Genomic DNA, 25,197 nt, shown 5'->3' on the forward strand with positions numbered 1-25,197 from the left:
TGTCATGCTCGAACTTAGCGAAAAGCAGATTCAGCAGTTTCGTCAGGATGGTTTCCTGATCGTCGATAAGATTATTGAGCCGGAAGCGGCACTTGAAATTCGTGATCGCTTTGAAGGCCTCTTCAGTGGCCAGTATGAAACCGGGATCCGACCGGATGAGGTTAACCTGCCGGAGGGTGATCCTCCCTATACCAAGCAGATCTGTAACGCCTGGAAATCTGATCTGGCGGTAGCTCGTCAGGTGATGTCCGAGTCCATGGGCCGCGCCTGTGCCCAGCTTGGTGGCTGGACCGGCAGCCGCCTGATGGTCGACAACCTGCTCTGGAAGCCGGTCAACGGTCGCTCCATCGGCTTCCATCAGGACAGCATGTACTCGCTCTGGATCGATAAGCCGGAACTTGTCAGCTGCTGGCTGGCGCTGGATCACACAACGGCTCAGGGCGGCACACTGGTTTATGTGCGCGGCTCGCACAAGTGGGGTGAGGCCAAGCCGATCATGAAGTTCCACGGGCCTGAGGATGATCTCAAAGAGGTGCGTGAATGGGCGGATACCAACGGCTTTGAGCTGGAACTGGTGCCGATCGAAGTTCCGCCGGGCGGTGGTGCTTTCCATGATGGCTGGCTCTGGCACGGTTCAAGGGTCAACCAGGCAGATGTGCCGCGTCGCTCGGTGGCAATGCACTACTTCCAGGACGATATCGAGTACAACCCGGAAAAGATGACCGTCGGCAACGGTCCGATCTACGGCCGCTATAAAAAGTTCGGTAGTAACGAGGTGGATGAGAGCTACTTCCCCATCGTCTATCGCGAAGATGGTTATCGTTCTCCGGGGCTCGATGAATACCTTGAGAAGGGAGTGGTGTGATGAACATCCTCGCTATCATGGCGGGTTCCATGGAGGGCGACCGGGAATCGGGGCAAATCGGCGAGGCGGTCCGCGCTAGAGGTGGCGCACTGCTCTGGTTCTATCGTCTGAAAGGGGATGAGCTGCCATTATCGACCGAAGGCTATGACGCGCTGATTGTGTTCGGCGGTGAGGTTAGCGTTCATGACCCGGAGCTCAAACCCTATTTCGATAAGCTGGCTGGACTGATTCATCGCTTTCATGAAGCAGACAAGCCCATACTGGGTTCATGCCTGGGGTGTCAGTCGATCGCCTACGCTTTCGGAGCAAAGGTTCGTCCGCAGGGGGTCCTGGAGTACGGCTTCACGCCGCTCTCCCTGACCGACGCCGGGCGAGAGGATCCGCTGCTGAAGGATATGCCCGCGCAGCCGGTACTGTTCGAGATGCACTCGGACACCTTCGAGCTCCCGGAAGAAGCCACACTGCTGATGAGTGGCGATCAGGTGACCCATCAGGCGTTCAGGATTGGCGAGAAGATCTACGGTTTTCAGTGTCACTTCGAGGTGACGCCGGAGATTGTGGATACCTGGACCCGGCGCGAACTGATCGATAACCCGGCTAAGGATCAGCACGAGATCGCACGTCTTGTCGAAAAGGTTACCGTGGATTTCGAGCAGCATCAGCAGGCGCAGACCGAGTTCGCCCTGTCGGTGATGAACGCTTGGCTGGACCGGGTGTAGGAGTTTACTGCCGCTCTCTTTTAACTAACTGCAGCCCCTAATCGGAGGCATCCCTAGAGGGGATGCCTCCCCAACAGTTAGTTACCGCCCTTGTTGTCATTCGAGCGATTACTTCCCCCGAATGTGAACGATATGTATGCCACAGAGCAATGCTTGATGGGGTTCTGCCAATGCGGAGGCCGCGCTGGTTTGGGCAAGGAGAAGCATTACTTTGCCATTCGCTGAAAATCTGAACGATAAGCTTGCCGGTTTCTGGACCAGTCATGTGCGGTCTAAGGCTCGCGAGGCTATTGGGCTAAGCAGGATTTAAATGCGACTGTTCTGGTTAGTGCGCTAATCAGAATCTTTCTGTGCGGAGGGCGGGGGCGCGCTGTGCTGAAAGGGGATTGGGACTGCGAGACTGCTCTGAACCTTCATTAAGCTCATCAAAGAAACCAATCGGCCGCTCTTTGATTCCCATTTCATCCTAAATGAGATTCAACATTTGCGTTTCGCAACTGCGGAGGGTGAAGACCTCTAACAGTGTCTACACTCAGTGGACTGCAATTTTTCAGGAGAGAAAATGATGACAGGCAAGCGTGAAGTTGGTGAGCAAGGACTACCGAAAATTCCACAGGAAGCGTTCGACTGGTATGACGAATATGCCCATGGCGATATAGACCGTCGCACCTTTCTACAGCGCCTCGGTACTCTCGGGATTGCAGGCCTGGGCATTGCGGCAGTCAGCCGTGGCCTGATGCCGAACTACGCGCTTGCGGAGCAGGTCTCCTTCAACGATCCGGATATCAAGGCTAGCTATATTGAGTTCGATGCGCCCCAGGGGCATGGTCGGGCCAGGGGGTACCTGGTGGTTCCCGCAGGCGTCACTGCTGAGAGCCGGGCACCAGCGGTGCTGGTGGCCCATGAGAACCGCGGGCTTAATCCCTATATCAAGGATGTGGCGCGTCGTCTGGCCAAGGCTGGCTATGTGGCACTGGCACCCGATGCGCTCTTCTCGCTTGGCGGCTACCCGGGCAATGACGATGAGGGGCGAGCCATGCAGCGGGAGCTGGACCGCGGCAAGATCGAGGGTGACTTCGCTGCCGCTGCCCGTCTGTTGAAACAGCATGAATTTTCCACGGGCAAAGTCGGGATGGTAGGGTTCTGCTTTGGCGGCTATCTGACCAACCAATTGAGCGCGCTACTTCCCGACGTGATCGATGCCGGAGCGCCATACTACGGTACGCCTCCCCAGGCGGATATCGCCAATATCAAGGCACCGTTGCAGCTGCATTTTGCCGAACTGGATAAACGGGTGAATGGCTACTGGCCCGATTATGAGGCGGCGCTGAAACAGGCGAAGGTCGATTACACTGCCTATATCTACCCAGGCGTTAATCACGGTTTCCATAATGACTCCACTGCGCGTTACGAGGAAAAGAGCGCTGAACTGGCGTGGAGCCGAACCCTGGAATTTTTCGCGCAGCAGCTGCAATCCTGAGCAGCCTGTCCAGCTGTTTGGCTGTTTCCAAGGGCCTGACCGTCGCGGCACCTGGTCGCGCGGTTAGGCTCGTTTAGTAGATTCCGTTTTATGCAACGGGATGTTTCAGTCCCAAAGCGCCAGGACGACCCACCCGGATGTAATAATCCAAGCCCTCTTGTTGTTTCTCCGGCGCGTAATGCACGCTGTCGACCTTACCCTGGACAGGATGGCTTAAATGACGACCTCTTACTCCCTTAACAACGATTCCCAGGCCGCCAAGGTGTTGAACGAACTCTACGCCGAGGCGGAGAAACAGCGTTCTGGTGCAGGTAACCGACTCACAGCGGAGGCTGGAGCCGTATTGACGCCGCTGGAGCGCTTCACTGCGCTGAAGCATCGTTACATGCCGATCGACCGGCCGTTCGGTAACCTGATGTACTCACTACTCCGGGCATCGCAAGCGAAGACCATCGTGGAGTTTGGTACCTCCTTTGGTATCTCGACTATTTTCCTTGCCGCCGCCGCCCGCGATAACGGATTTGGCAAGGTGATTACCACCGAGTTCATCGCCGAAAAGGCGGAGCGTGCAAGGGAAAACCTGACCCGCGCTGGCCTAGTCGACTGGGTGGAGTTTCGCGTTGGCGATGCGCTGCAAACCCTCTCCGATCCGTTGCCGGGCCCGGTCGACTTCCTGTTTCTTGATGGCGAAAAATCGCTCTATCTCGATATGGTGCGAAGGGTGGAGCCGCAGATGGCTACTGGTTGCCTGATTGCTTCGGATAACACTGACCATCAGGGTGCCGAACCGTACCTGCAATATATGCGTGATCCCCAGCAGGGATATGTGTCCACGCCGATACTGACCCAAGGCGGTCCCAAGGCGCACAGTGGCCATGAAATATCTTTTCGGCTGTGAGAGACCATGATAGGTGTAGAACGCTGGCACTTGAACATCGCGGCTGCTAAGTGGGAGTAATTCGCCGATATATCGGGCAGTAAACGGCCGCATCAAGTCATTATCTGATCAAGGCTGCTAGTCATTAAGGCGAGGAAGGCTAGGGTGGATAATGGATGCTGGTACATTAGCAAGGGGCCGTTTCAGCTAGATTGGAATATGCAGTCATGCTCATCCAATAATCCGCGGGGTGCTGCCCTTCAATTTGAGCAGGGCTAACATGACATACTTCGACATCTATCCGTGGGAAACAGAAAACCAGCCAACAAGTCGTCGGCTGGGCAAGCGCACCAGCTAGTTACTGCTCTTTTGGCCGGTTAAAACAGGGTTCACTGCGCTTCTCGGACGGCTTCGAGCACCAGGCGAGCCACTTCCTCGGAAGAAGCTGGGTTCTGCCCAGTGACCAGTTTGCCGTCACGCACGGCGAAGGTCTGGAAATCCGGACCGCTCTCATAGTTGGCACCCAGCTCGCGGATGCGTGTTTCCAGCAGGAAGGGTACCTGTTCGGTCAGACCGGCCGCTTCTTCCTCGCTGTTGGTGAAGGCGGCTACACGACGGTCAGCGACCAGCGGTTGTCCGTTGACGTCCTTGGCGTTTACCAACCCGGCAGGACCGTGGCAGACCGCGGAAATGACCTTGCCAGCGGCCCAGGCCGTGGAAAGCAGGCTGGCCAATTCGGTGCTCTTGGGGAGATCCCACATGGTGCCGTGCCCACCGGGCAAGAACACCGCTGAGTAATCCGCAATCGAAAGGTCGCTGATTTTTATCGAGGACTCGATCTTTTGCATGGCCGAAGCGTCCTTGAGAAAACGCTCCACGCTGGGTGGGTTCTTACCTTCGCTCTCCAGCGAATGCGGGTCGATTGGAATCTTACCACCTGCGATAGAGGCGATCTCCACCTGCGCACCGGCATCGATGAAAGCATAGTAAGGCGTTGACAGTTCCTCGAACCATACGCCGGTCGGGCGCGGGTCATCACCCATAGTCGCCTGGGAAGTGAGGATCATTAGAATCTTGTTCGTAGTACTCATGTTTACGTTCTCCTGAGGCTTTTCAGGGGAGTCAAATAGAATCCCCTTACCTGATTGGATGAGCGGACAATCTCTGCGTTCAGTGCGGCTTATTTAGTGGCGCGGGCGGCTGCGATCAGTCCGTCCAGCCAGTCCTGGTGGCCGTTGATCATAGGGTTGGGCTTGGTATTGTGGAGTTCTTCCGCCGGCTTACCTTTCTGTGTCTCCTGAGTGAGAATGCGCACGCGATCGCCGTCCAGATCTTCAATCAGCCAGGCGTGATGTACATCCAGGCGTGCATCGGTGCCTTCCTCGCCTGCCCAACCGTGCCAGGCGACGCGGCCAGGCGTGCCAGCGGCCGGCGGCACGAATTCATTGCATTGTGCTTCCACAGGGAATCCGAAGGTTTCAAAGTAGAAGCGCACGCCGTCTTCAAGCACCGGTCCCTTGTCGTCATAGAAGCGAGGATTTGCCGAGTTGGAGTAATAGGTTGGCCACTGAGAGGGAGTGACCAGTAACGGCCAGATATCAGCGGCGCTCAGTCCCGCCACAATAACCTCGTTTGAAGCGAAGTTTTCGGTAAAGCCAGGTACGTAGCCTTCGGGCCAGTTAATTGCATTCATAGAATATCCTTTACGTTGATGACAGGTTAAACCTGACAGTGCTGCCACTGAAAAAGGTGAAAGTTGTTAGTGGTGTCGCTGAGTTGTCATCAATGATGGTGCCTCTTTAGAAATAACACCAATCTCAAATTATTATTCTTGATATCACGCAAGCTTATTTCTCGAGACAAAAAATAAGCACGAACCATATCTACACCTGAGGTGCCTCCTGGCGTGGGGCTGACTTTTGTTCGTTCAGATTACTTGCGATCGGCGCAGGCCATGAATAGTAATTCCCGAATCCAGCGATGCGCTGAGTCGTGATGCGTGCGCTCGTGCCAGGCTGCTATTTTGGTAAAACCAGGCACGGCAATTGGAGGTTCAGAAATTGCGAGACCTTCCATGCCTGAGACCAGTCGACTGGGTAGCACTGCGACCATGTCGCTGGAGCGCAAAATTTCAGGGAGGATGAGGAAGCTTTTGACCGACAACGTGACTTCACGTATAGCGCCCAGCTGTTCGAGCACATCATCAGTAATGCCGTAAAAGCCGCCGCCCTCGTAGGAAACCAGCGCATGATCAAGCGCACAGAACTCCTTTAGGGTCAGCTTCCGTCCATTCGCAGCCGGATGGTCTTCACGCATAACACAGACATAGTGCTCCTTGAATAGTTCTCGCGCATGCAAGTCCAGGGGGGGTGCTGTCTGGTGTCAGCAAAGCGAGGTCGATCTGACCACGCTCGAGTTGGCTGTGTACCCGTTCATTCTCGACAGGGAGCAAGGACACTTTAATTCTGGGCGCCTTTACCTTGAGCGCCGATAGAAACGGAACAGCGATTGCGCGCAGCGCATAGTCAGTCGCGGCAATGGTGAAAGTGAGACTGGCAGTTGAGGGGACGAAGACAGGAGGCTGAAGCAGCGTATCGATCTGTCTGAGGACCTGTTTCACTGGCTTACTCAGATCCAGGGCACGTTGGGTAGGAATTATGCCTCGTTGGGTTCGCGAGAATAGGGGGTCGTCGAAGCTGTCACGCAGACGAGTGAGTATCCCACTCATAGCGGGCTGAGTTATTCCCAGACGTTCAGCGGCTCGCGTCACATTGCGCTCATCCAGCAGGGCATCCAATGCCTTGAGCAGATTGAGATCCATACTCTGGAGATCTTTCACGGTTATATTTTCGACGGCTTAGGATTCGGGATTACTGAAATTCAGGAATGGATAATACCAAGCCCCGGCCGTTTTGCGGACCGATTCTCAAAACTTGAAATAGGGGGCTGTCGGCCCTGGGCATTCATGAATGCAGGGGGGCACCTGGCCTGAATTTACACTTGGGCCAGGTGCTGGAGATCTTGGCTAAACCTGTCAGCTTGCCAGGAACTCCTCTGTCGTAGAAACCGTTCCATACAGGAACGCCAGGGCACTCATAAACGCAGCATGAACCTGGGCTGCAGGAACGACTACGCCATTAAACTCAAGGTCCAGGGTTGCGCAGGCATCATGAACGACTGTGGTGTTGTAACCGTAATCGACAGCGGCACGGCTGGTGGCGTCGATACACATGTGACTCATGGAGCCGATGACCACTACATCGGTAACGCCAAGCTTCTCCAGGCTCTCTTTCAGTACTGTCTCACGAAACGAGTTCGGATAGTTCTTGGTAATAACCTGTTCGCCTTCCAGTGGTTTGACCGCCGGGTGTATCTCAACGGCATCAGTGCCCGTGGCAAAGAAAGGAGCTTCAGGGTCTGGGAATTCATGGCGAACATGAATAACCGTCTCACCCAGATCGCGAGCATGGGCAATCACTTTAGCTGCGTTAGCCGCGGCCTCTTGGACTCCCTGCAACGGCAGTTTGCCCGTCGGCGGGAAGTATTCATTTTGGATGTCGACGACGATAACGGCGCGTTTAGTCATAATCATTTGCCCTTATATGGATGTTTTTTTCGTCTGGCGAGGGGCCTCGCAAGTTGTTTTGACATCATCTGATTTAGAGATAATTCTGACGACTGTCGATAAAGACATAATGAGGGGTGATTACGACAAATGTCTGATATGTATGTGGCCGAAGTGGGTCTTCTGCTGTACCCCGGTGCTCAGATGTCTGCCGTCCTGGGTCTAACCGATCTTTTTGCAATAGCGAACCGCTTTGCAGAGCCAGGCTCCGAAGGTCTGTCTACCTCTATCCGCCTGAGTCATTGGCAGCAAAAGTCTCCTGGTATGCCGATTGAGCGCTGCTTCGATTCCATGCAGGGCGAGCCGGGATCACCCGATGTAATGGTTCTTCCACCCACTCTGGGTGATCCGGCGACGGCTGAGGTTGTCGCGCCCTATATTGAATGGATGCGGCAGCACCATAAGACAGGAGGGACACTCGCCTCGATCTGCGCCGGTGCATTCGTCCTCGCAGAGACAGGCCTGTTGGAGGGGCGTAAGGTAACTACCCACTGGCTTTACGAGGAAAAATTCCAGCAACGCTTTCCGACCGTAAATCTCGATATCGACCGTCTTATCATTGACGATGGAGATATTCTCACAGCGGGTGGTGTGATGGCATGGACCGATCTTGGCCTTAAACTGGTGGACCGCTTTATGGGGCCGTCGGCCATGATCCAGACTGCACGTATCCTGTTGGTCGATCCGCCGGGCCGGGAACAGCGATATTACAGCGTGTTTTCACCCAAACTCATGCATGGTGATAGCGCAGTGTTAAAACTGCAGCACTGGCTGCAAGAAACTGAAGGCAAAGAGGTAAGGCTCGATAGATTAGCTGCAGTCGCGGGACTGCAGGAACGAACGCTGCAGCGCAGATTTCAGAAGGCTACTGGGATGACGACCTCGGAGTACTGTCAGAGGTTAAGGGTAGGTCGATCACAGGAGCTGCTGAGGTTTAGTCGGCAATCAGTAGAAAGTATCTCCTGGGAAGTTGGATACCAGGACCCAGGCTTTTTTCGCAAGATATTCGTACGGATAGTTGGCTTGTCACCGAGTGAATATCGCCAGCGTTTTGGAGTTGGTTAAGGGTCTTGGTTGCATCACTTCCATTCAAAGCTGTTCTAGCGCTGCAACTGCTTCTCTTAGCTGCTCAGCCACCCATGCAGCGTGCGCTGACAGTGGCCATTCGGCACGATGTATTAGCCAGAGGATCTCTTTAATCTCAGGCGCCCCCTCAATGACTTCGATATCGCTTTGCCGTGAAAACGCCTGGCGGGCATAACGAGGCAATACGGTAAAGCCCAGTCCGCGGGCAACGGGTTCCAGAATCAGGCTGATTTGATTGATGAAGCCTCGCCGGGGGATGGCGTGAATACCCGGCTTTTCAGGGTATCGGCGGCTAAGCAGTCGATCAGCCATTACCTGGCCATCGGGATGGTCGATAAAGCCTAATTGTTCAAGGTCTTCCCAACCAGAGACGCTGTGGTTCGCCGGCACGATCAGCTCCAGGGGCTCTTCGGAGAAGCGACTGGCAGTCAGGCGGGAATCGTCTGGTTTGAGCGTCACGATACCCAGTTCATAGTGGTTTTGTTTTACTGCCTCCAGTACCTCACTATCGGGCGCGAAGCGGTGACGGATTGTCAGCCCTCGGTTGCGCTGTTGTAAATCCAGGAGAATAGGGTAAAGGGTCAGTCCCACGCTGCCGGGAGAGATCAGGCTGACCTCACCTGTACGGTTGTTCTCGCCTTTCAGACGATGCTGTAATCGCTTATCGGCCTGGGCGATCTCGTTAATGTATTCAAGTAGCGCCAAGCCCGCCGGCGTCAACTCGATCTGCCTTGGATGGCGGATAACTAGTTGGCCGAGATCTTGTTCAAGACGCCGAATATGCTGACTTACTGCTGCCTGAGTTATATCCAGCTGTTCTGCGGTGCGGGTGAAAGTTCCCGCTTCAGCCAGGACCGCGAAAGAGGCAAGCCATTGTGGGTTATGCATAATGAATTCTAATAGGAACCATAATTGTATGTCGGTTCTTATTATAGCTTTTTGTTTTTAGAATGGGTGCACATTCAACAGGAGATCTGTTCTATATGAAAACTTACCCACGCAGTTTTTCCCACATTGGTTTGTCCGTTACCGATCTGGATGCAGCCGTAAAATTCTACACCGAGGTGATGGGCTGGTATCTCATTATGCCGCCAACCACAATTAGCGAAGATGACAGCGCCATCGGTGTCATGTGTACCGATGTATTCGGTGCAGGCTGGGACTCTTTCCGTATTGCCCATTTATCGACTGGCGATCGGGTTGGTGTAGAAATTTTCGAGTTCAAAAACGCTGAGAAACCCGAAAATAATTTTGAGTACTGGAAAACCAGCGTCTTTCACTTCTGTGTACAGGACCCGGATGTTGAAGGCTTGGCGGCCAAGATCGTCGCGGCCGGTGGCAAGCAGCGTATGCCTGTGCGTGAGTACTTCCCGGGCGAAAAACCCTATCGCATGGTCTACATGGAAGACCCGTTCGGTAACATCCTGGAGATCTACAGCCACAGCTATGAACTGACTTATTCGGCTGGTGCTTACCAGTAAGGAGAACGGCATTGGTGCAGTTACCGCAAAACTACCGGGCCTGGAGTTGGCAGCAGAGTGACGACCCCAGCCGGTTAGTACTTGAAACCTTGACGCCAAGGGCATTAACCGAGGGTGAAGTCTGGGTCCGAAACCAGGTAATAGGGTTGAACCCTGTGGACTGGAAGGTGCTCGGTAGCAGCGGGTGGCAGCCGGGTAAAATACCTGGCTGCGATGCCAGTGGTATTGTGGTGGCCCTGGGCCCCGGGGTGTCAGCCGACTGGCTGGGTAAACCGGTGGCTTATCACCAGAATCTTAAAGAGCACGGCAGTTTTTCTGAATTGACACCCGTTCGTGCCAGAGCTCTGATGGCCCTGCCAGATGATCTGGATCTGGCCGTTGCCGCCAGTTTTCCGTGCCCGGGGCTTACTGCCTGGCAGGCGAACAATAAGGTGCCGGCGAAAGCGGGTGAGCCGCTTTTGATAGCGGGTGCCGGAGGTGCAGTAGGTCAGTACTTAGTGCAATTGGCTGCGCGCCGCGGGTTTGCAGTGACAGCCCTTTGCAATTCGCGCCATTGGCAGCGCCTTGCTGACCTGGATGCGGCCAACTGTATAGAGACTCCGTATGAAGCACTCAAAGATGGACGCCATTTCTATGCGGTCATCGATGCTGTCAACGAAGACAGTGCAGACAGTCTGGTGCCCGCATTAAAAGCCAATGGTCACTTGGTCTGTATTCAGGGGCGCTTGTCCCAGTGGCCCAATGCACCCTTCGGCCAGGCTTTGTCCATGCATGAGGTAGCACTGGGTGCCCTGCATATTTTTGGTGACGACAACGCCTGGCACGGGCTTACCGAAGCAGGCCAGCGGCTCCTTGGTGAGATTCAGGCCGGAAATATTCAGCCTGAATCGCTGCATTATAGTGACTTTACGGACCTTCCCTCGGCCCTTGAGGCTCTTAAAAACAGGACATTTTCCGGCAAAGCCCTGGTTCGGGTGAGCGGAGATCAGGAGTAAACATGACTGCATTGTTTAGTGAATTCAAACTGAAAGAGATAACCCTTCGCAACCGTGTCGCCATCCCGCCAATGTGCCAATACAGCGCCATTGATGGCTTTACCAGCGACTGGCACCTTGCCCATTATGCCGGCATGGCTCGTGGCGGTGCTGGCTTGGTGATTGTAGAGGCTACCGCGGTGTCTCCTGAAGGGCGTATCACCCCGGGGTGCACGGGGTTGTGGAGAGATGAACAGATTGAAGGTATGGCTGAGATCGCTGCTGCCATCAGATCAGCGGGCTCTGTGCCGGGCATCCAGATCGGACACGCCGGTCCAAAAGCCAGCGCGAACAAACCCTGGGAAGGTGATGATCACATTGCCAACGACGCCCCAGGCGGCTGGCAGACGATAGCGCCTTCGGCTGTAGCCTTTGGCGGCGGCCTTCCGAAAGTACCGCAAGCGATGACCAGCGACGATATCCTGCGAGTCAAAACCGATTTTGTCGCCACGGCCAAGCGCGCTCTCGAGGCAGGCTTTGAGTGGCTTGAACTGCACTTTGCGCATGGTTACCTGGCCCAGAGTTTCTTTTCTCGCCATGCTAACCAGCGCACCGATGAATACGGTGGCAGTGCAGAAAATCGTGGCCGCTTCCTGCTGGAAACCTTGCAGGCTGTACGCGAGGTCTGGCCGGAGAACCTGCCGTTGACAGCCCGCTTCGGTGTTATCGAGTTTGACGGTCAGGATGAAGAAACACTGGCCGAGTCCATTGAACTGGTTAACAAGTTCAAGGATGCAGGTTTGGATATGCTGAATGTGTCCATGGGATTTTCCACTATCAATGCGAAGGTACCCTGGGGACCTGCGTTTATGGTGCCGATTGCTGAGCGAGTTGGTAAGGAAACAGGCCTGCCGGTAGCCACTGCCTGGGGACTCGATGATCCGCAAACTATCGCCAAGGTTGTCGATGACGGACAGATGGACCTTGTCATGGTGGGGCGCGCTCATTTGGCTAACCCGCATTATCTGGTGCAAGCCGCTATCGAACTGGGCCTTGAAAAGCCGGCTTCATTGCTTCCGGAGCAATACAGTTACTGGCTTTCGCGTTATGCCGGTCCCGGTAAAGGCTCCGCACAGTAAAACGTTTCCGTGCATCGAAAGATTGCCCTAAAACCAATAAAAATTGTGCGGCATTGCAAGTAACTCAGCATAGGAGAGGGACTCAAGCGAATTCCAAAAGGGCTTAACTACTATATTACGATCGATACCGATGGTTTTGTCCCCTCTATCGTACCGGGTGCCAGCACGCCCGGTGATTGAGGCTTTCAGTACTACAAGGTACTGGAAATTTTGCAGGGCGTGGCACTTGCTGATGAAGTGGTAGGTGTCGACCTGTGCTCCTGTTTCATGACTTCACTTCCAAATTCTTATGGACGTAAAAACTGTACATATAGTTAGGGTCAATGACGGCTTTGTGCCGATAGCGGCTGCTGAGCGAGGTTGTGACGAAAGTCTGCTTTAGGGATTTCGTTTCAATCGTGTTCTGTCTGCAAAGCGCGCTCAACGGTCCCTATCCGGTATGTGGTTTTGTGACTTCTATCTGCCGACAAGCGGTGGTGGTTGCAAAACTATACTGCACCTTCATCAAGGTCATCATAGAAACGAATCGACCGCTTTTTGATATCCATTTCATCCGAAGTAAGACGACGTTTCACGCTAGGTGAGATTCGATAAAGCTGGCAGGTTGGGAAGTCTCGCCCTGTCGTCCGCCTGATTTTTGCGCATAATTTTGTAATAGCGAATGGCCTACTCAATACACCCCTTGTCCAAGGAGTCGAAATGTCCCTCATTGCCAATACACCGAAACCGCCATACTACGCGGTGATCTTCACCTCGCTGCGTACAGGTCATGACCAGGGTTACGGCGAAATGGCGCAGCGCATGGTTGAACTGGCGGCACAGCAGCCCGGTTTTCTGGGTGTGGAGTCAGCGCGGGAGGAGGTGGGCATTACTGTTTCCTACTGGTCGGATCTTGAGTCGATCAAGCGCTGGAAGGCCAATGCGGAGCACCAGGAAGCGCAAAGGCAGGGTCATGAGAAATGGTATTCCTCATTCAAAACGCGAATCTCGAAGGTAGAGCGCGACTACGGTATTTAACAGGATCGGCTGCCCGCAGGAATGTTGTGTTACCCGGGCTTTCTGGGCTCTGTTTTTTCCGCTGGTGGTTCCGCTGGTTGTGCCGATAGTTGCTATCAGGTAGGAGCCGCGACCTCGCCGCGATCAACCGAGGTGATTCAGAGCGACCTGGGTGCCGGCTTCAATAGGCGCAAGGCGTTGCAGCGATTTTACGCTCGCGAGAGCTAGCCCCGGGAAGCAGTGCTTTCCCGAGGCTTAAAGCGGCTTACAGCTGCTCTGCCAAAAACTCCAGGGTACGGCCGTGGGCCAGTACTGCGGATTTCTGGTCGTACATCGGGCGGCCCCAGCAGTTGAAGCCGTGATCCACACCCGGGTAGTCGAAGAAGCGGGCGTTATCAGCGCCGTTAAAGGCTGCCTTGATATCAGCCACCGCTTCGGCAGTGATATGTTTGTCCAGTTCTGCGTGGTGGAACAGGATCGGCTGCTTGATCTTCTCTGCTAGATCCAGAGCGCCGTGGATACCGCCGCCGTAGTAGGCGATGGCTGCGTCTACGCTGCCTGCGGCTGCAGCGCGATAGGCCAGTTGGCCGCCCAGGCAGTAGCCGATCGCGGCAACGCCGCCTTTGACTTCCGGCAGGGATTTAAGGAATTCAGCGGCGGCGGCTACATCGGTCCCGGCGCGAACATCGTCGATGCTCTGACGCAGCGCGAAGGCTTTGGTGGTGCCGGCTTCGTCGTAATCAAGGTCGACGCGGGGTTCCTGGCGCCAAAAAACATCGGGTGCGAGCACTACAAAGCCATCTTTAGCGTACTGGTCAGCCACGGCGCGGATATGTTTGTTGACGCCCCAGATCTCCTGAACCAGAACGATGCCGGGGCCAGTGCCGGTTGGCGGAAGTGCCAGATAGCCGGAAAAACCCTGTTTGTCGACGTTAGAGATATCGATCCATTTTGCGGTCATAGTGATTGCCTTACTGGTTACTGCCTTGGTTTGCTTGCGGTCTCGGTCAATCTGGCCAGCGGATATTTGTTGCAGCCCGCCAGCTCTGGCGTCAGTCGAAACCGATCAATTCTGCCGCGTTGCGCCAGAAAAATTTCTCTCGTTTTCCTGCCTCGGGAAACTGGCTTTCAGCCAGTGTCAGCAGGCTGCCTAGGTCCATGCGCTGACGTGCGCGCAGGAAGGGCCAGTCCGAACCCCAGATCAATCGGTCTTCGCCGTAGCTCTGCTCAATCGCCGTTACATGGGCGCGGGTATCGTCCCAGGGTAGGGAGGTGCTGGAGAACTTATCGAATCCGGAAACCTTTATCCAGGCGCGTCCGGTGTCGGCCAGTGAAAGCACTGACTGGAATCCTGAGCTATCGATCCCGGCAGACAGATTGGGACGACCGCAGTGGTCCACCAGCAGGCGGGCACCGCTATCGATAAACATGGAGGCCAGTGGCAGCAGCTGATCATCTTCAACCTGCAACTGGGCGATCATGCCAAGCTGTGCGATACGGTCGAGCAGCGGCGCCGAGCGGGCGAAATGCTCCACACCGTAAAACGCGATATTGAAGGTGATGCCGGCTATGCCCTGTTCGTTAAGCGCCTGCAGCTGTTCCAGCGAAGTGTCCTGACTCACCACGGCCATCCCCTTACAGCGTCCGTTGGAGCGGTTTGTCGCATCCAGCAGGGCGCGGTTGTCATCTTCGCCATAGCCGGAGTTGGGGCCGACGATCAGTGCGTTGGAGATGCCGTAAGCGTCCATCATCTGGCTGAACAGGTCGAAGCTGGCCTTTTCTTGGCCGTCGGGCCGGTAGCTGGCGTCGGACTGATAGGGGAAAGCCTCGGGATCGAAGATATGGTTGTGGCAGTCGATTTTGCGTTCGCTGAATACAGACATTTTTATTTCCTGCAGGCCTATTTACTGCTGAAGGGAAGAGCGCAGTCTAACGCCGTGCGCAGCTTGCAACCCATTCAAACTCCTGCGTGGCTATTCGGTTTGGTTGACGGATTGGTTGACGGTCTGGTGGGAGGCTAACTCCAGCGTCATCTCATGCCAGCTCAAACCGCCGTGGTCCGATGCGGAAGCACCGCGATAGCAGAAGCCGTGATTTGCATAGAAGTCGATCAGCTCGGTCTGGCAGATCAGGTGGATCGCCTGCTTGTTCATGCGGGTCATTTTGTCGATAAAGGCGTCGAGTAACCGGCTGGCGTAGCCGCGGCGATGGTGTGCGGGATGCACAACCACAGACATGATGACGATTTGGCTGCCGGCGGGATCGTGACCGACCAGCTCCTTGAACGCTTCATCGGACATCTGCACCCGGTCGGTGGCGCCGCCGTTGACGAAGCCGACCACTGCTCCATCTATCTCGAGCACGATGAAGCCTTCCGGGTAGGTCAGAATGCGTTTCTCGATCTTTTCGCGGCTGGCGGCTTCATCCCCTGCGTAGGCGGAGGTTTCAATCTCGTAACAGCGGTCCAGGTCGCTGAGGGTGACTTCTCGGATCATTATCAGGCGTTTCCGTCGCTGTGGCGCTGCTCTATCCAGCCAAGCAGGTTTTCAAAGGCGATGCGGAAGTAAAGCTCGTAGCTGTTTTTCTCCACGTAGCCTATATGCGGCGTGCAGAGAGCGTTTGGCAGGGCGAGCAGAGGGTCGGTTGACGGCGTCGCGGGCTCGCTGTCGAACACATCCAGTGCGGCCCGTTTGGACGGATGTTGCTGCAGTTCTGCCAGCAGGGCACCGGGTTCTACAAGCTCGGCCCGACTGATGTTCACAAACAGGGAATCCGCTTTCATCTGCGCTAGGTCTGTCCGGGTGACGATGCCGCGGGTGGCGTCGTTCAGGCGAAGGTGCAGGCTGAGCACATCGCTGCTGCGGAAAAATTCCGCTTTGCTGTCGGCCGCCGTATAGCCATCCTCTTCAGCTTTCTGGCGGGAGGTTTCGCTACCCCAGACGCAGATGTTCATGCCGAAGGCATCGGCGTAGCGGGCGATGCGCTGGCCGATCTTGCCGTAGCCCCAGATGCCGAGCTGAAGGCCTTCGAGGGTGCGTCCCAGCCCCAGTGGGCCACTCTGCTGCCAGTTGTCTGCATCGAGGTTGGCGACGTAAGCGGGCAAATGGCGCGATGCGGCAAGGATCAGAGACCAGCAGAGTTCGGAAGGCGCTACCGGTGAACCGCGGCCCTCGAGTATCTCGATACCGTATTTTTCGCAGAGGGCCGGGTCGATATGGTTACTGATCTTGCCGGTCTGGCTGATCACTTTTAGGTCCGGCAGAAGTTTGAGCAGCGCTTCGCTGATCTGGGTGCGTTCGCGGATCAGTACCAGCGCCTCGACGCCCTGGAGATGAGTCGCCAGATCGGCTGGGTCGCTGTAGGTCTGATTCAGTACCAGAACCTCCTGCTCTGCTAGCAGCGGGTAGCAGTCCAGGCTGCGCACTGCATCCTGATAATCATCCAGTACGGCGATCTTCATCCTGATTCTCCTTTGTTGCTGTTGCCTGCGGCTGTTGAACCCTGGGGCAGTAATACGTTGCGTTCTATAACCCTATAGATTTTGCGCAGTGTACGGCCGAGCTTTTCCAGATCACCCAGCCTAGGCACTTCGCCTGTGTCGATACGGGCCTGCCAGTCATCCAGTTCAGCGTCGGCGTAATCCAGCAGCTTTTTCGAGCAGCCGTTGCAGATGCCGTCGCAAAGCTGAGCCTCAGGCAGGGTAAACGGCAGCTTCTCCCTGGCCTGGCTGATCAGTGCCTGCATGGCGGCGCGGGTATCGGGTTTACGCGCGTGGGCCGGTTGGGTCATGGGCAGATACTCTAACCTATATCGGCTTCAGAGTCGGGGTTCGGGAGGGCAACAGTCAATCCCGGCGATCCCGTCAAAACATCGATCAAAAATAGCCGATCAAGCGTCCCGCCAACAGGGTGCCGAGCCAGAAAACGATCGATAGGGTGGCGCAGATGCGGGCGCCGGTGGGAGGTGTTTCATGGGATAGCCAGAAGCTGGAGCCGGGGCGCGGCAGGATCGCGCGGACAATGACAATATTGAACAGGGCGCTGAGCAGTAGAATCATCTTGCCCCAGAACAGCGGCGAGGCGGCATAGTCGCTGGCACGGGCGATAAATAGCGGAAAGCCGCATAGAACTGCAAGGCCAAGACCGGACGCCGCGACAGGAATAAGAACCCGCCATAGCTGCAGCAGAGGGATGGAACGCCAGCAGCCCATCAGGCGAAGATCCATGGGCAGGATGGAGCCGATCAGCAGGCACACGCCGAGAAGGTGGCCTGCATTGAACAGCGGGTAACTCCAGGTAGACAGGCGCATGTGGGTGGCCAGTCCGGACGATTCAAGCAGGTTCAGTAGCTCCATGGATAGCGATCAGCTCGGTCGGTTGGGGTAGAGGTTGTAGTCCTTACCGGAAATCACGATCCGTTCCGCTTTGACCAGTCGTTGGCTTTGCTGGCTGGAGCGGTGGCCATGAACGGTAATTTCGGTGCCGGGTGCCAGCATGTCGGCATCCAGTCCGGCGCGTTCGTTACGCCAGGGCTGTCCCACTTCGATGATCCAGCTTTCACCGTCGACCTCCAGGGTCAGTTCGCCGTGCGGGTTGCCCAGGCTCAGTTCGGTGACTGTGCCGGTGATCTCAAACTCCTCGCTGCTGGACCAGCCCCAGCCGTGGTGACTGAAGCCCAGTTGCGCGTAGAGCAGGCCGGTGGCCAGGGTGAGTAGTGCAATCCAGTGTCTGAAGCTGTGCAGTGCCGTCATGTTGAGTCTCCCGGTATCGGGTTCTTCGATGGCGCCCAGGTGGATCACCCTTGGGCGTCGGGTCTGATATAGACTGCGACGAGCGGTATTCGTTTCTTTAAAGCGGGTGCGCGTCTCAGGGCATGACCTGGACAAAGCGTTCGCGGAACAGAAAACCCTGCACATAATCCACGTCGAGAATCTGGGCAAAGGCCAGATCCTCCTGGGTCTCGACACCTTCGAGAATCACCTTCTTATCGGTCTGGTGGGCAAACTCGATCAGCTTGCGCACAAACAGCATCATGCGCTCGTCGTGGCGCACCTTGAGCACGTGCTTGTCCAGCTTGATCCACTCGACCAGTTGCATGACCGGGATCGACATCAGTGACTGCGGGTTGCAGAGGTCGTCCAGCGCCGTGGGTACATCCATGGCGGCGAAAGCGGCGATCATCGACAGGCTTTTTAGCGCGTCATTGATCTCGGAATTCTCGATCAACTCCACGACGACACGGTGGTGGCCGTACTGGCGGATCGCATTGATGAAGGGGTTGTTCAGTGTATCGCGCTGGCAGGCGTAGAAGGCGTCCTGGTCCAGGTTGACGAACAGCAGGGCGTCACGGTCGGCATGTTCAAGCTGCAGCTGCTTTTGCGCGAACTCGACCTGGAACAGCGTCATTGGGCTTTCGTGAAGGGCGGCGTAAACATAATCCGGGCGAACGCTGGCGCCTTTTGCATCGTAGAAGCGCGACAGCGCTTCGAAACCGAAAGTCTCGCCGCTATCCAGCGATATGATCGGTTGGTACTCCACGCCGAAGCGTCCCGCTTCAACGACCTCGAACAGCGTCTTTGTAGACAGTCCCTGCTGTACTTGTGCGTTCACTCCATGCTCCGTAGGTGCGTTAAAGCGCAACATTCTAGAGGGAATGGCGTTTATACAAAAGCTCCCGACTCAACTGGGCCGCTATATGCAGTGCTTCCTGCTGTTTGAACAGGGCGGTGGGTCAGGGTGAAACCCGCCGCCCTTTGTTTTCTGACTGCCGGGCTTCGCCGGGATAAACCGGTTCAGTCTGCGATGGCGGCGGTCACGGTCATTTCAACCAGGATTTCAGGGCGCGCCATGCGCGCTTCAACACAGGCGCGGGCGGGTTTGGGCAGATCCGCAACCCAGGCATCCCAGACTTCATTCATCGCCGCGAAGTCTTTCATATCGCGGATATAGATGGTGACCGACAGGATAGAGGCGGTATTGCTGCCCGCTTCTTCCAGCAGTGCTTCGACTTTGCCCAGGCACTGGCGGGTCTGCTCGGCGATATCCCACTCCGCCTGGCCAGCCGTCTGGCCGCAGAGATAGACGGTGCCGTTGTGTTTGACGATGCGGCTCATACGGTCGGTGGAGTGGATACGTTCTATAGCCATAGGTTTGTCCTTTTCAGATCTATCGGGCCTGTTGGGTGCTGATGAGCGCTTGCCATCAGCGCGCGTTTATACGCGATAGCGCAGCAATCTTTTGCATTTTTTATCGCGAAGAAAACAGATACTACGTCAATTTTTGAATTTTTTATCACTGTTAAAATATATTTATGTAACGAATAATCTTGTTATTATTTTAAAATACAGAATAAAAAACCTGTAAAAATAAATTAATGCAGGTGATTATGTTTTTACAAAATAACTAATCTGTTTTTGAGGTGGGTCATGGCGGTTCTGGTAATGGGAGCGGGCGTTGTTGGCGTAACCAGCGCATGGTATCTGGCTAAGGCGGGTCACGAGGTTACCGTGATTGACCGTCAGGTTGATGTGGCGTTGGAGACCAGCTACGCCAATGCCGGACAGATATCGCCGGGGTATTCCACTCCCTGGGCGGCGCCGGGTGTGCCGTTGAAAGCCGTTAAATGGATGATGCAGGATCTGGCTCCGCTGATGATCAGCGGCAAGGAGTTGGACCTGCAAACTCTCGGCTGGATGGGCAAAATGCTCTCCAACTGTAACGAGGCTGCCTACCGCGTCAACAAGGCGCGGATGCTGCGCGTCGCCGAGTACAGCCGCGACTGCCTCAAAGCCCTGCGTAGCGAGATCGGTATCGAGTATGACAACCGCGCCCGTGGACTCACTCAGCTGTTCCGCAGCGAAAAGCAGATTGAAGCGGTACAGCAGGATATGGCGGTGCTGGAAGAGTGTGGCGTGCCGTTTGAAGCGCTGAATGTCGACCAGATCGTCGAGTACGAACCGGCACTGGGCTATGTGAAAGACAAGCTGGTGGGCGGCCTGCGTCTGCCCGGCGATGAAACCGGCGACTGCTTCCTGTTCACCAACCGTCTGGCCAATGAATGCAAAAAGCTTGGCGTTAAGTTTGTGATGAAGACCGATATCCTCGGGCTCAATACCGAGGCGGGGCGTATCACCAGTGTATCCACCTCGCGTGGCAAGATGACAGCGGATCACTACCTGCTGGCGCTGGGCAGCTATTCACGGCAGATGCTGGCCGGTATCGGCATCCAGGCGCCGGTCTACCCGATCAAGGGCTATTCGCTGACACTGCCGATCACTGATGCCGAGCACGCGCCGGTGTCCACGGTGATGGATGAAACCTACAAGGTGGCGGTGACCCGTCTTGGCGATCGTATCCGCGTCGGCGGCACTGCCGAGATCGCCTCTTACAACAAGGAGCTGACCGAGAAACGTCGCCGCAATATCGAGTTTGTGGTCAGTGATCTGTTTCCGGGGGCGGGGGATCTGGAGCATGCCGAGTTCTGGGCCGGTCTGCGCCCCATGACGCCCGATGGCACGCCGATCCTGGGTGAAACGGCGCTCTCCAACCTGTTTCTGAATACGGGGCACGGTACGCTGGGGTGGACCATGTCGCTGGGCTCGGCCAAGTTTGTGGCCGATGTGATCAGCCAGCGGCAGACCGATATCGACCCCGAAGGGTTATCGATCCGCCGTTACGCGTAAAGGAGTTTGCAGCGAGTTAGCAGTAGAGGGGCAGCTTTGTAATAGAAGCGCGGCTCAGAAGTAGAGCCGCAGCACGGCGTCCGCAACACAGACGATTCGTTTGGAACCCTCTACCTCTACCTGAATGCGGTTGGCCATATCCAGGCTGCGCTTGCCCGGTTTCATCGACTTGAGCGTCGTGCGGGCGCGGATACGGCTGCCGCATTTCACCGGGTGCGGAAAGCGAACCTGGTCCAGTCCCAGGTTAACCACCATGCGTGCTTCCGGATAAGGCGGCTTGTCCGGATTTACCGTGTCGGTCAGGTAGGGCAGCAGCGATAGCACCAGAAAGCCGTGAGCGATGGTATCGCCAAACGGCGATTCATCGCGGGCGCGCTGAGGATCGGTATGGATCCACTGCTGGTCGCCGGTAACGCTGGCGAAGCTGTCGATGCGTGCCTGGTCTACGGTCATCCAGTCACCGACAAATACTTCCTGTTCCAGCTTGTCCTGCCAGGTGCGATAAAAACTGATTACCTTGGGGTTCATCAGCCCCTGGAACGCCTGCTCATCCTCAGGTTCTGAAAACAGCTTAACCCGCGATACCCAGGAGTTGTTCAGCGTATTGTTGAGCGAGTGGCTGATAAAGTAAGTCAGCTGGCGCAGGTGTCCAGTGGAAGAGCTTTTCAGGTCCAACGCGGTGATGCGTGTCTTCAGTGACCTTTCTTTTTCTTTGAGAAACTCAATGACATCCATCGTCAGGGCCTGCTTCTGGTAGTGCCGAGTGGGCGATCATAACACTGGGTCATCCGGTTTTGAGCCTGAAGGTGGGCGACATCGGCCATGCAACCGGAAAATCGGCCTGCAACCGAGAGTTGCAGCCGGTAAAACCTTGTGATTCAAGCGGAAGGAGGAAAAGCAGGGTAACGCTATTTGCGCGAAAAGCGAACAGCACCGCCTTATGACGGTGCTGTTTGGGTGTTGTATCACTGCTATTTGGTGTTAAGCCGCGACACTACTGGCATTTGGAGGGGGAGCGTGCGTTAGTCAGCCAGGGCTGCAGTAACCGACATTTCCACCAGAACGATAGGGCGTGCCATGCGCGCTTCTACACAGGCGCGTGCGGGCTTGGCCCGATCAGCGAACCAGGCGTCCCAGACTTCATTCATAGCGGCAAAATCTTTCATATCACGGATATAGATGGTGACAGAAAGAATGGAGTCGCTATTACTACCAGCTTCGTTCAGCAGCGTGTCAATTTTAGTCAGGCACTGGCGCGTCTGTTCTGCAATATCCCACTCCTCCTGGCCGGCGGTCTGGCCGCAGAGATAAACGGTACCATTGTGTTTAACGATACGGCTCAGACGGTCGGTGGTGTGAATGCGTTCTATAGTCATTTTCTCTGATTTCTCGGAGGTTTAGGTTTGCCGCCGGAATCGGTCCGGCAGCGCGATTTAAAGCAGGGGGTGGGAGCTGAATTCGCTGCTTACGCCTGTATCGAAACGGTCGTAACGAAACGGCTCGATCGAATAGCTCAGTGGCTTGCCCTGAATAAGACGAGCCAGGGTTTCCCCGGTAACCGGTCCCATCTGGAAGCCGTGGGCGGAAAAGCCGAAAGCGTGAAAGGTATTGGGCTTGGACCCGGCTCCCAGTACCGGGATCTGATCCGGTGTGACGCCTTCAATACCGGCCCAGCTGCGGTTTATCCGCGCTTGGTTCATCAGTGGGAAGATGGTGCGCGCATTGTTGGCGCACTTGGCCAGTTCTGTTGTATTGACGCTGGCATAGTTGCGGTCAGGGTAGGCTTGACCTCGATAGCCGCCACCTACGAGCACAGTTCCGTTTTCGAACTGCTTGAACGAGAGTGGCCGGCTGGTTGCCCCAACAACGCCTTCCATAAAGATAGGCATGCGCTGTGTGATCAATAGCATGGGAGCCTGGGGCTGCAGGGGAATGTTGTCTCCCAGCAGTTCGGCGATTTTATGTCCCCAGGCGCCGGCGCAGTTGACGATCACGCGTCCCGCAAAGCTCTGCTGCGCGGTGCTCACCTTCCAGCTGTCACCGTCTCTGGTTATGCCGGTCACGGTGCAATCCTCGACGATTCTGGCTCCCTGGGCAGTGGCTGCCCGAGCGAAGGCCGAGGTTGCCTTGTAGGGGATGGCGCTGCCATCTCCCTCGACGACAATACCACCGAGACAGTGCGGTGAGATGGCGGGCAGGAGGGAGCGTAACTGCTGTTGGTCGATCAGCTCTTCATGCTCAAAGCCAAGTGCCTGCACGCTGGCGACCCGCTTTTTAAGAGTGGCGATATCCGCTTCGCTTTCGGCGACTTTGATCTGTCGTGATGCATGAAAGCCGGTATCGGCCTCAAGCCATTCGTCGAGCTGCGGCCAGATTTCGCTGGCGCGGCGGGATAGCGGGACCTCGGCAAGGTGTCGGCCCAGCCTGCGTACTCCCCCGGCGTTGACGCCGGAGGCGTGACGGGCAACGTGATCTTTCTCCAGTACGATGCAGGAAACTCCATCCTTGGCGAGGTTCCAGGCCGTGGCACAGCCTTGAATACCGCCCCCAATGATAATGACGTCAGCGGTTTCAGTTTTCATCTTTCAGGCTTGCCAGTTCGCTTAGATTAAGGGGTTTCACAGGTGCACGCAGGCGGTAGTAGCCGGTCTCTTCCACTGGGCGCTTGGTCAGTCGCGATAAGGTTTCCGATACGGTTATGCCGCATTGGCGACCCTGGCAGGGGCCCATCCCACAGCGGGTGAAGCTTTTGAGCTGGTTAGGGCCAAGGCATCCCTTCTCAGTCGCCGCTTTGAGTTCAGACAAGCGCACTTCTTCACAGCGGCAGATAACGGTTTCGCTCTCAGGTGGAGAGCGGAACTGCTCGGCAGGACGGTAGAGAACATCCAGAAATGGCCTGAATGCCAGTTCTTTATCGAGTGCCTTGCGGATGGGTTGGGCCCGGCTATCGCGCGCACTTGCGTCGAGGTTGCCGGAGAGGGATGCGATCTGCAGCGCTGCCAGTCGGCCCCTGAGCGCGGCAGCAACCGCGCCGCCGATGCCGAGTCCGTCGCCGGCGATGAAGAGCCGCTCTTCGTTGCTCTGGCCCCAGGCGTCTGTTTCCGGTGTCCAGCAGAGTTGCTGATCGTTCCAGTGATGCTTGCAGCCGCTGGCCATGGCCAGGTTGACCTGAGGAATGACACCCTGATGCAGGAACAGGTGGTCGGTATCAAGCTTATGCCGACCGCTTTTACCGCTGAAGCTGACTGCCGTTAGCTTTTGTTGGTCGTCGGCGATTGCTGCGATCTGATCCACATGTTTGTGGATGGTGACGCCGGCTGCCTTGATATCGCTGATCAGCTTCAAGCCTTTTTTCAGGTAGCTGCGTCCCGACCAGGCCGCACCGATCTCTTTGGCTGCCGCAACATAGTTCCCGGATTCGGTGGTATCGAGGACCGCCTTGACGTTGACTCCGGCTTTAACGTACTGCCATACGATGAGGTATAGCAGGGGGCCGCAACCGGCAAAGACTGCGTCTTCAGCTGCCAGCCCCGAGTTCTTAAGTAGCGTTTGGGCGCCGCCCGCAGTCATTACACCGGGCAGTGTCCAGCCGGGTATCGGCATGGGGCGCTCCTGAGCGCCTGAGGCGATCAATACCCGGTCGGCGGAAACCGCCTGGGATTTTCCGGCGACCGAGTAGAATACCTCACCTTTGGGTTCGATCTGCCACGCGGTAGCACCGGTGATATGTTCGCACTGACTTGCTTTAAATGCTTCTAGCAGGGGGACGCCGGCCTGGTATTCGGGCCCGAGAATCTGCTTGTCGCTGAGTCGCTGGTGTCCAGCGTTGCGGTAAATCTGTCCGCCGCCGCGGGGTTGCTCGTCCAGAAGAAGGCAACTCAGGCCGAGGCCGCTTGCCTCTATCGCAGCCGACATGCCCGCGGGGCCAGCGCCGATGATCACCAGGTCATACTTCATGGAAAAGCTCCTCCTGAGCTGTGGTTAATTCACCGGGGCCTAATTGAGTTCTCACGTGCATCCCCTGGCGTACCTCCAGCATGCAGGCTTGCTGGTTGTTGATACCGTCGATTTCGACCAGGCATTCGAAACAGGCACCCATCAGGCAGAAAGGACCGCGAGGCACGCCTGATACCGGACTGGTGCGGCTTTGACGACGTTGTTGCAGCAACATAGCGGCTGCGACCGTGAAGCCCTCCGGAACCTCAATGGATTCACCGTCCAGCAGCAGGGTCACGAGCTTTGACTGGGGAGCATTACTGATATCTCGAAACATA

General features: G+C 56.0%; 30 protein-coding genes. 10 read left to right on the forward strand and 20 right to left on the reverse strand.

All coding sequences use genetic code 11. From position 1 onward, the window contains the following. Nucleotides 1–4 precede the first annotated feature (4 nt). The 4 genes from C4S72_RS00545 (at nucleotide 5) to C4S72_RS00560 (ending at nucleotide 3,962) form a co-directional block, all read left to right on the forward strand. Nucleotides 5–865, forward strand: coding sequence for a phytanoyl-CoA dioxygenase family protein (locus C4S72_RS00545; RefSeq protein ID WP_104001143.1), 861 nt, complete (start codon nucleotides 5–7; stop codon nucleotides 863–865). After that, entirely contained in the window at nucleotides 865–1,584 is a 720-nt protein-coding gene (locus tag C4S72_RS00550) for a type 1 glutamine amidotransferase (protein ID WP_104001144.1), read from the forward strand. Before C4S72_RS00545 ends, C4S72_RS00550 begins: the two co-directional genes overlap by 1 nt. A 562-nt stretch (nucleotides 1,585–2,146) precedes the next feature. Continuing rightward, nucleotides 2,147–3,064, forward strand: coding sequence for a dienelactone hydrolase family protein (locus C4S72_RS00555; RefSeq protein WP_407657689.1), 918 nt, complete (start codon nucleotides 2,147–2,149; stop codon nucleotides 3,062–3,064). Nucleotides 3,065–3,281: 217 nt separating this feature from the next. Further along, entirely contained in the window at nucleotides 3,282–3,962 is a 681-nt protein-coding gene (locus tag C4S72_RS00560) for an O-methyltransferase (protein WP_104001145.1), read from the forward strand. 368 nt (nucleotides 3,963–4,330) lie between these two features. On the opposite strand, the gene C4S72_RS00565 is transcribed toward C4S72_RS00560, so the two are convergent. The 5 genes from C4S72_RS00565 to C4S72_RS00580 all read right to left on the reverse strand — a co-directional run bounded on the left by C4S72_RS00565 (nucleotide 4,331) and on the right by C4S72_RS00580 (nucleotide 7,527). Beyond that, entirely contained in the window at nucleotides 4,331–5,032 is a 702-nt protein-coding gene (locus tag C4S72_RS00565) for a type 1 glutamine amidotransferase domain-containing protein (protein WP_104001146.1), read from the reverse strand. Nucleotides 5,033–5,121: 89 nt separating this feature from the next. Then, entirely contained in the window at nucleotides 5,122–5,634 is a 513-nt protein-coding gene (locus C4S72_RS00570; protein ID WP_104001147.1) for an SRPBCC family protein, read from the reverse strand. Nucleotides 5,635–5,873: 239 nt separating this feature from the next. Further along, complete coding sequence (locus tag C4S72_RS25970) at nucleotides 5,874–6,257, reverse strand: LysR substrate-binding domain-containing protein (protein WP_235009005.1); 384 nt, start codon at nucleotides 6,255–6,257, stop codon at nucleotides 5,874–5,876. Further along, nucleotides 6,250–6,762, reverse strand: coding sequence for a LysR family transcriptional regulator (locus C4S72_RS25975; RefSeq protein WP_235009006.1), 513 nt, complete (start codon nucleotides 6,760–6,762; stop codon nucleotides 6,250–6,252). The genes C4S72_RS25970 and C4S72_RS25975 overlap by 8 nt, the downstream gene beginning before the upstream one ends. Nucleotides 6,763–6,975: 213 nt before the next feature. After that, on the reverse strand, nucleotides 6,976–7,527 hold the full coding sequence (locus C4S72_RS00580; protein ID WP_104002988.1) for a cysteine hydrolase family protein: 552 nt from the start codon (nucleotides 7,525–7,527) through the stop codon (nucleotides 6,976–6,978). Between the two features lie 129 nt (nucleotides 7,528–7,656). On the opposite strand from C4S72_RS00580, the gene C4S72_RS00585 reads away from it, so the two are divergent. Then, nucleotides 7,657–8,631, forward strand: coding sequence for a GlxA family transcriptional regulator (locus tag C4S72_RS00585; RefSeq protein ID WP_104001148.1), 975 nt, complete (start codon nucleotides 7,657–7,659; stop codon nucleotides 8,629–8,631). A 24-nt stretch (nucleotides 8,632–8,655) separates the two neighbouring features. Here C4S72_RS00585 and C4S72_RS00590 read toward each other — a convergent pair whose 3' ends face one another. Further along, nucleotides 8,656–9,540: a LysR family transcriptional regulator gene (locus C4S72_RS00590; RefSeq protein WP_104001149.1), complete on the reverse strand. Its 885-nt coding sequence runs from the start codon at nucleotides 9,538–9,540 to the stop codon at nucleotides 8,656–8,658. A gap of 95 nt (nucleotides 9,541–9,635) precedes the next feature. Here C4S72_RS00590 and C4S72_RS00595 point away from each other — a divergent pair, with 95 nt between their 5' ends. The 4 genes from C4S72_RS00595 to C4S72_RS00615 all read left to right on the forward strand — a co-directional run bounded on the left by C4S72_RS00595 (nucleotide 9,636) and on the right by C4S72_RS00615 (nucleotide 13,263). Then, the gene (locus tag C4S72_RS00595) at nucleotides 9,636–10,133 is read left to right on the forward strand and encodes a lactoylglutathione lyase family protein (protein ID WP_104001150.1); all 498 of its coding nucleotides are present in this window, start codon (nucleotides 9,636–9,638) and stop codon (nucleotides 10,131–10,133) included. Nucleotides 10,134–10,147: 14 nt separating this feature from the next. Beyond that, the gene (locus tag C4S72_RS00600; RefSeq protein ID WP_200826632.1) at nucleotides 10,148–11,128 is read left to right on the forward strand and encodes an alcohol dehydrogenase catalytic domain-containing protein; all 981 of its coding nucleotides are present in this window, start codon (nucleotides 10,148–10,150) and stop codon (nucleotides 11,126–11,128) included. A 2-nt stretch (nucleotides 11,129–11,130) separates the two neighbouring features. Further along, nucleotides 11,131–12,246, forward strand: a complete 1,116-nt coding sequence (locus C4S72_RS00605; protein ID WP_104001152.1) for an NADH:flavin oxidoreductase/NADH oxidase — start codon at nucleotides 11,131–11,133, stop codon at nucleotides 12,244–12,246. A 699-nt stretch (nucleotides 12,247–12,945) separates the two neighbouring features. Then, the gene (locus tag C4S72_RS00615; protein WP_104001153.1) at nucleotides 12,946–13,263 is read left to right on the forward strand and encodes an antibiotic biosynthesis monooxygenase family protein; all 318 of its coding nucleotides are present in this window, start codon (nucleotides 12,946–12,948) and stop codon (nucleotides 13,261–13,263) included. Between the two features lie 244 nt (nucleotides 13,264–13,507). On the opposite strand, the gene C4S72_RS00620 is transcribed toward C4S72_RS00615, so the two are convergent. From C4S72_RS00620 to C4S72_RS00660, 9 genes are all read right to left on the reverse strand, one after another. Next, nucleotides 13,508–14,203 carry a dienelactone hydrolase family protein gene (locus tag C4S72_RS00620; RefSeq protein ID WP_104001154.1) on the reverse strand — a complete coding sequence of 232 codons (696 nt, stop codon included), beginning with the start codon at nucleotides 14,201–14,203 and terminating at the stop codon, nucleotides 13,508–13,510. 91 nt (nucleotides 14,204–14,294) lie between these two features. Beyond that, a complete protein-coding gene (locus tag C4S72_RS00625; protein ID WP_104001155.1) occupies nucleotides 14,295–15,125 on the reverse strand; it encodes an amidohydrolase family protein in 831 nt (276 codons plus the stop codon). Between the two features lie 90 nt (nucleotides 15,126–15,215). Then, nucleotides 15,216–15,737 carry a GNAT family N-acetyltransferase gene (locus tag C4S72_RS00630; RefSeq protein ID WP_104001156.1) on the reverse strand — a complete coding sequence of 174 codons (522 nt, stop codon included), beginning with the start codon at nucleotides 15,735–15,737 and terminating at the stop codon, nucleotides 15,216–15,218. A gap of 2 nt (nucleotides 15,738–15,739) precedes the next feature. After that, the gene (locus C4S72_RS00635) at nucleotides 15,740–16,702 is read right to left on the reverse strand and encodes a D-2-hydroxyacid dehydrogenase family protein (protein WP_104001157.1); all 963 of its coding nucleotides are present in this window, start codon (nucleotides 16,700–16,702) and stop codon (nucleotides 15,740–15,742) included. Next, nucleotides 16,699–17,031: a hypothetical protein gene (locus tag C4S72_RS00640; RefSeq protein WP_104001158.1), complete on the reverse strand. Its 333-nt coding sequence runs from the start codon at nucleotides 17,029–17,031 to the stop codon at nucleotides 16,699–16,701. Before C4S72_RS00640 ends, C4S72_RS00635 begins: the two co-directional genes overlap by 4 nt. 85 nt (nucleotides 17,032–17,116) lie before the next feature. After that, nucleotides 17,117–17,596 carry a hypothetical protein gene (locus C4S72_RS00645; protein WP_104001159.1) on the reverse strand — a complete coding sequence of 160 codons (480 nt, stop codon included), beginning with the start codon at nucleotides 17,594–17,596 and terminating at the stop codon, nucleotides 17,117–17,119. Nucleotides 17,597–17,605: 9 nt separating this feature from the next. Beyond that, entirely contained in the window at nucleotides 17,606–17,992 is a 387-nt protein-coding gene (locus tag C4S72_RS00650; RefSeq protein ID WP_200826633.1) for a DUF6152 family protein, read from the reverse strand. A 115-nt stretch (nucleotides 17,993–18,107) separates the two neighbouring features. Continuing rightward, nucleotides 18,108–18,851, reverse strand: a complete 744-nt coding sequence (locus C4S72_RS00655) for an EAL domain-containing protein (protein ID WP_235009007.1) — start codon at nucleotides 18,849–18,851, stop codon at nucleotides 18,108–18,110. 182 nt (nucleotides 18,852–19,033) lie between these two features. Further along, nucleotides 19,034–19,387 (reverse strand): RidA family protein, encoded by a 354-nt coding sequence (locus C4S72_RS00660; protein WP_104001161.1) that lies wholly within the window; start codon nucleotides 19,385–19,387, stop codon nucleotides 19,034–19,036. Nucleotides 19,388–19,666: 279 nt separating this feature from the next. On the opposite strand from C4S72_RS00660, the gene C4S72_RS00665 reads away from it, so the two are divergent. Then, nucleotides 19,667–20,923, forward strand: coding sequence for a D-amino acid dehydrogenase (locus C4S72_RS00665; RefSeq protein ID WP_104001162.1), 1,257 nt, complete (start codon nucleotides 19,667–19,669; stop codon nucleotides 20,921–20,923). 54 nt (nucleotides 20,924–20,977) lie between these two features. Here C4S72_RS00665 and C4S72_RS00670 read toward each other — a convergent pair whose 3' ends face one another. The 5 genes from C4S72_RS00670 to C4S72_RS00690 all read right to left on the reverse strand — a co-directional run bounded on the left by C4S72_RS00670 (nucleotide 20,978) and on the right by C4S72_RS00690 (nucleotide 25,196). Beyond that, nucleotides 20,978–21,658 (reverse strand): MaoC family dehydratase, encoded by a 681-nt coding sequence (locus tag C4S72_RS00670; RefSeq protein WP_104001163.1) that lies wholly within the window; start codon nucleotides 21,656–21,658, stop codon nucleotides 20,978–20,980. Nucleotides 21,659–21,945: 287 nt separating this feature from the next. Then, entirely contained in the window at nucleotides 21,946–22,299 is a 354-nt protein-coding gene (locus C4S72_RS00675; protein WP_104001164.1) for a RidA family protein, read from the reverse strand. A gap of 57 nt (nucleotides 22,300–22,356) precedes the next feature. Then, the gene (locus tag C4S72_RS00680; protein WP_104001165.1) at nucleotides 22,357–23,505 is read right to left on the reverse strand and encodes an NAD(P)/FAD-dependent oxidoreductase; all 1,149 of its coding nucleotides are present in this window, start codon (nucleotides 23,503–23,505) and stop codon (nucleotides 22,357–22,359) included. Beyond that, nucleotides 23,495–24,880 (reverse strand): NAD(P)/FAD-dependent oxidoreductase, encoded by a 1,386-nt coding sequence (locus tag C4S72_RS00685; RefSeq protein ID WP_104001166.1) that lies wholly within the window; start codon nucleotides 24,878–24,880, stop codon nucleotides 23,495–23,497. The genes C4S72_RS00680 and C4S72_RS00685 overlap by 11 nt, the downstream gene beginning before the upstream one ends. After that, nucleotides 24,870–25,196 carry a (2Fe-2S)-binding protein gene (locus tag C4S72_RS00690; RefSeq protein ID WP_104001167.1) on the reverse strand — a complete coding sequence of 109 codons (327 nt, stop codon included), beginning with the start codon at nucleotides 25,194–25,196 and terminating at the stop codon, nucleotides 24,870–24,872. Before C4S72_RS00690 ends, C4S72_RS00685 begins: the two co-directional genes overlap by 11 nt. Nucleotide 25,197 lies beyond the last annotated feature (1 nt).

Origin of the sequence: Marinobacterium lutimaris, from assembly GCF_900108065.1 — a bacterium.
In the GTDB taxonomy this organism is placed as follows: domain Bacteria; phylum Pseudomonadota; class Gammaproteobacteria; order Pseudomonadales; family Balneatricaceae; genus Marinobacterium_D; species Marinobacterium_D lutimaris.

Coding starts and splice junctions, on each gene's coding strand:
- C4S72_RS00650 (WP_200826633.1), bottom strand. CDS start 17,992: ATGACGGCACTGCACAGCTTCAGACACTGGATTGCACTACTCACCCTG.
- C4S72_RS00615 (WP_104001153.1), top strand. CDS start 12,946: ATGTCCCTCATTGCCAATACACCGAAACCGCCATACTACGCGGTGATC.
- C4S72_RS00680 (WP_104001165.1), bottom strand. CDS start 23,505: ATGAAAACTGAAACCGCTGACGTCATTATCATTGGGGGCGGTATTCAA.
- C4S72_RS00595 (WP_104001150.1), top strand. CDS start 9,636: ATGAAAACTTACCCACGCAGTTTTTCCCACATTGGTTTGTCCGTTACC.
- C4S72_RS00690 (WP_104001167.1), bottom strand. CDS start 25,196: ATGTTTCGAGATATCAGTAATGCTCCCCAGTCAAAGCTCGTGACCCTG.
- C4S72_RS00635 (WP_104001157.1), bottom strand. CDS start 16,702: ATGAAGATCGCCGTACTGGATGATTATCAGGATGCAGTGCGCAGCCTG.
- C4S72_RS00670 (WP_104001163.1), bottom strand. CDS start 21,658: ATGGATGTCATTGAGTTTCTCAAAGAAAAAGAAAGGTCACTGAAGACA.
- C4S72_RS00560 (WP_104001145.1), top strand. CDS start 3,282: ATGACGACCTCTTACTCCCTTAACAACGATTCCCAGGCCGCCAAGGTG.
- C4S72_RS00630 (WP_104001156.1), bottom strand. CDS start 15,737: ATGATCCGAGAAGTCACCCTCAGCGACCTGGACCGCTGTTACGAGATT.
- C4S72_RS25970 (WP_235009005.1), bottom strand. CDS start 6,257: ATGCGTGAAGACCATCCGGCTGCGAATGGACGGAAGCTGACCCTAAAG.
- C4S72_RS00550 (WP_104001144.1), top strand. CDS start 865: ATGAACATCCTCGCTATCATGGCGGGTTCCATGGAGGGCGACCGGGAA.
- C4S72_RS00580 (WP_104002988.1), bottom strand. CDS start 7,527: ATGACTAAACGCGCCGTTATCGTCGTCGACATCCAAAATGAATACTTC.
- C4S72_RS00565 (WP_104001146.1), bottom strand. CDS start 5,032: ATGAGTACTACGAACAAGATTCTAATGATCCTCACTTCCCAGGCGACT.
- C4S72_RS00570 (WP_104001147.1), bottom strand. CDS start 5,634: ATGAATGCAATTAACTGGCCCGAAGGCTACGTACCTGGCTTTACCGAA.
- C4S72_RS00685 (WP_104001166.1), bottom strand. CDS start 24,880: ATGAAGTATGACCTGGTGATCATCGGCGCTGGCCCCGCGGGCATGTCG.
- C4S72_RS00585 (WP_104001148.1), top strand. CDS start 7,657: ATGTCTGATATGTATGTGGCCGAAGTGGGTCTTCTGCTGTACCCCGGT.
- C4S72_RS00640 (WP_104001158.1), bottom strand. CDS start 17,031: ATGACCCAACCGGCCCACGCGCGTAAACCCGATACCCGCGCCGCCATG.
- C4S72_RS00675 (WP_104001164.1), bottom strand. CDS start 22,299: ATGACTATAGAACGCATTCACACCACCGACCGTCTGAGCCGTATCGTT.
- C4S72_RS00545 (WP_104001143.1), top strand. CDS start 5: ATGCTCGAACTTAGCGAAAAGCAGATTCAGCAGTTTCGTCAGGATGGT.
- C4S72_RS00555 (WP_407657689.1), top strand. CDS start 2,147: ATGATGACAGGCAAGCGTGAAGTTGGTGAGCAAGGACTACCGAAAATT.
- C4S72_RS00625 (WP_104001155.1), bottom strand. CDS start 15,125: ATGTCTGTATTCAGCGAACGCAAAATCGACTGCCACAACCATATCTTC.
- C4S72_RS00590 (WP_104001149.1), bottom strand. CDS start 9,540: ATGCATAACCCACAATGGCTTGCCTCTTTCGCGGTCCTGGCTGAAGCG.
- C4S72_RS00645 (WP_104001159.1), bottom strand. CDS start 17,596: ATGGAGCTACTGAACCTGCTTGAATCGTCCGGACTGGCCACCCACATG.
- C4S72_RS00620 (WP_104001154.1), bottom strand. CDS start 14,203: ATGACCGCAAAATGGATCGATATCTCTAACGTCGACAAACAGGGTTTT.
- C4S72_RS00605 (WP_104001152.1), top strand. CDS start 11,131: ATGACTGCATTGTTTAGTGAATTCAAACTGAAAGAGATAACCCTTCGC.
- C4S72_RS00665 (WP_104001162.1), top strand. CDS start 19,667: ATGGCGGTTCTGGTAATGGGAGCGGGCGTTGTTGGCGTAACCAGCGCA.
- C4S72_RS25975 (WP_235009006.1), bottom strand. CDS start 6,762: ATGGATCTCAATCTGCTCAAGGCATTGGATGCCCTGCTGGATGAGCGC.
- C4S72_RS00660 (WP_104001161.1), bottom strand. CDS start 19,387: ATGGCTATAGAACGTATCCACTCCACCGACCGTATGAGCCGCATCGTC.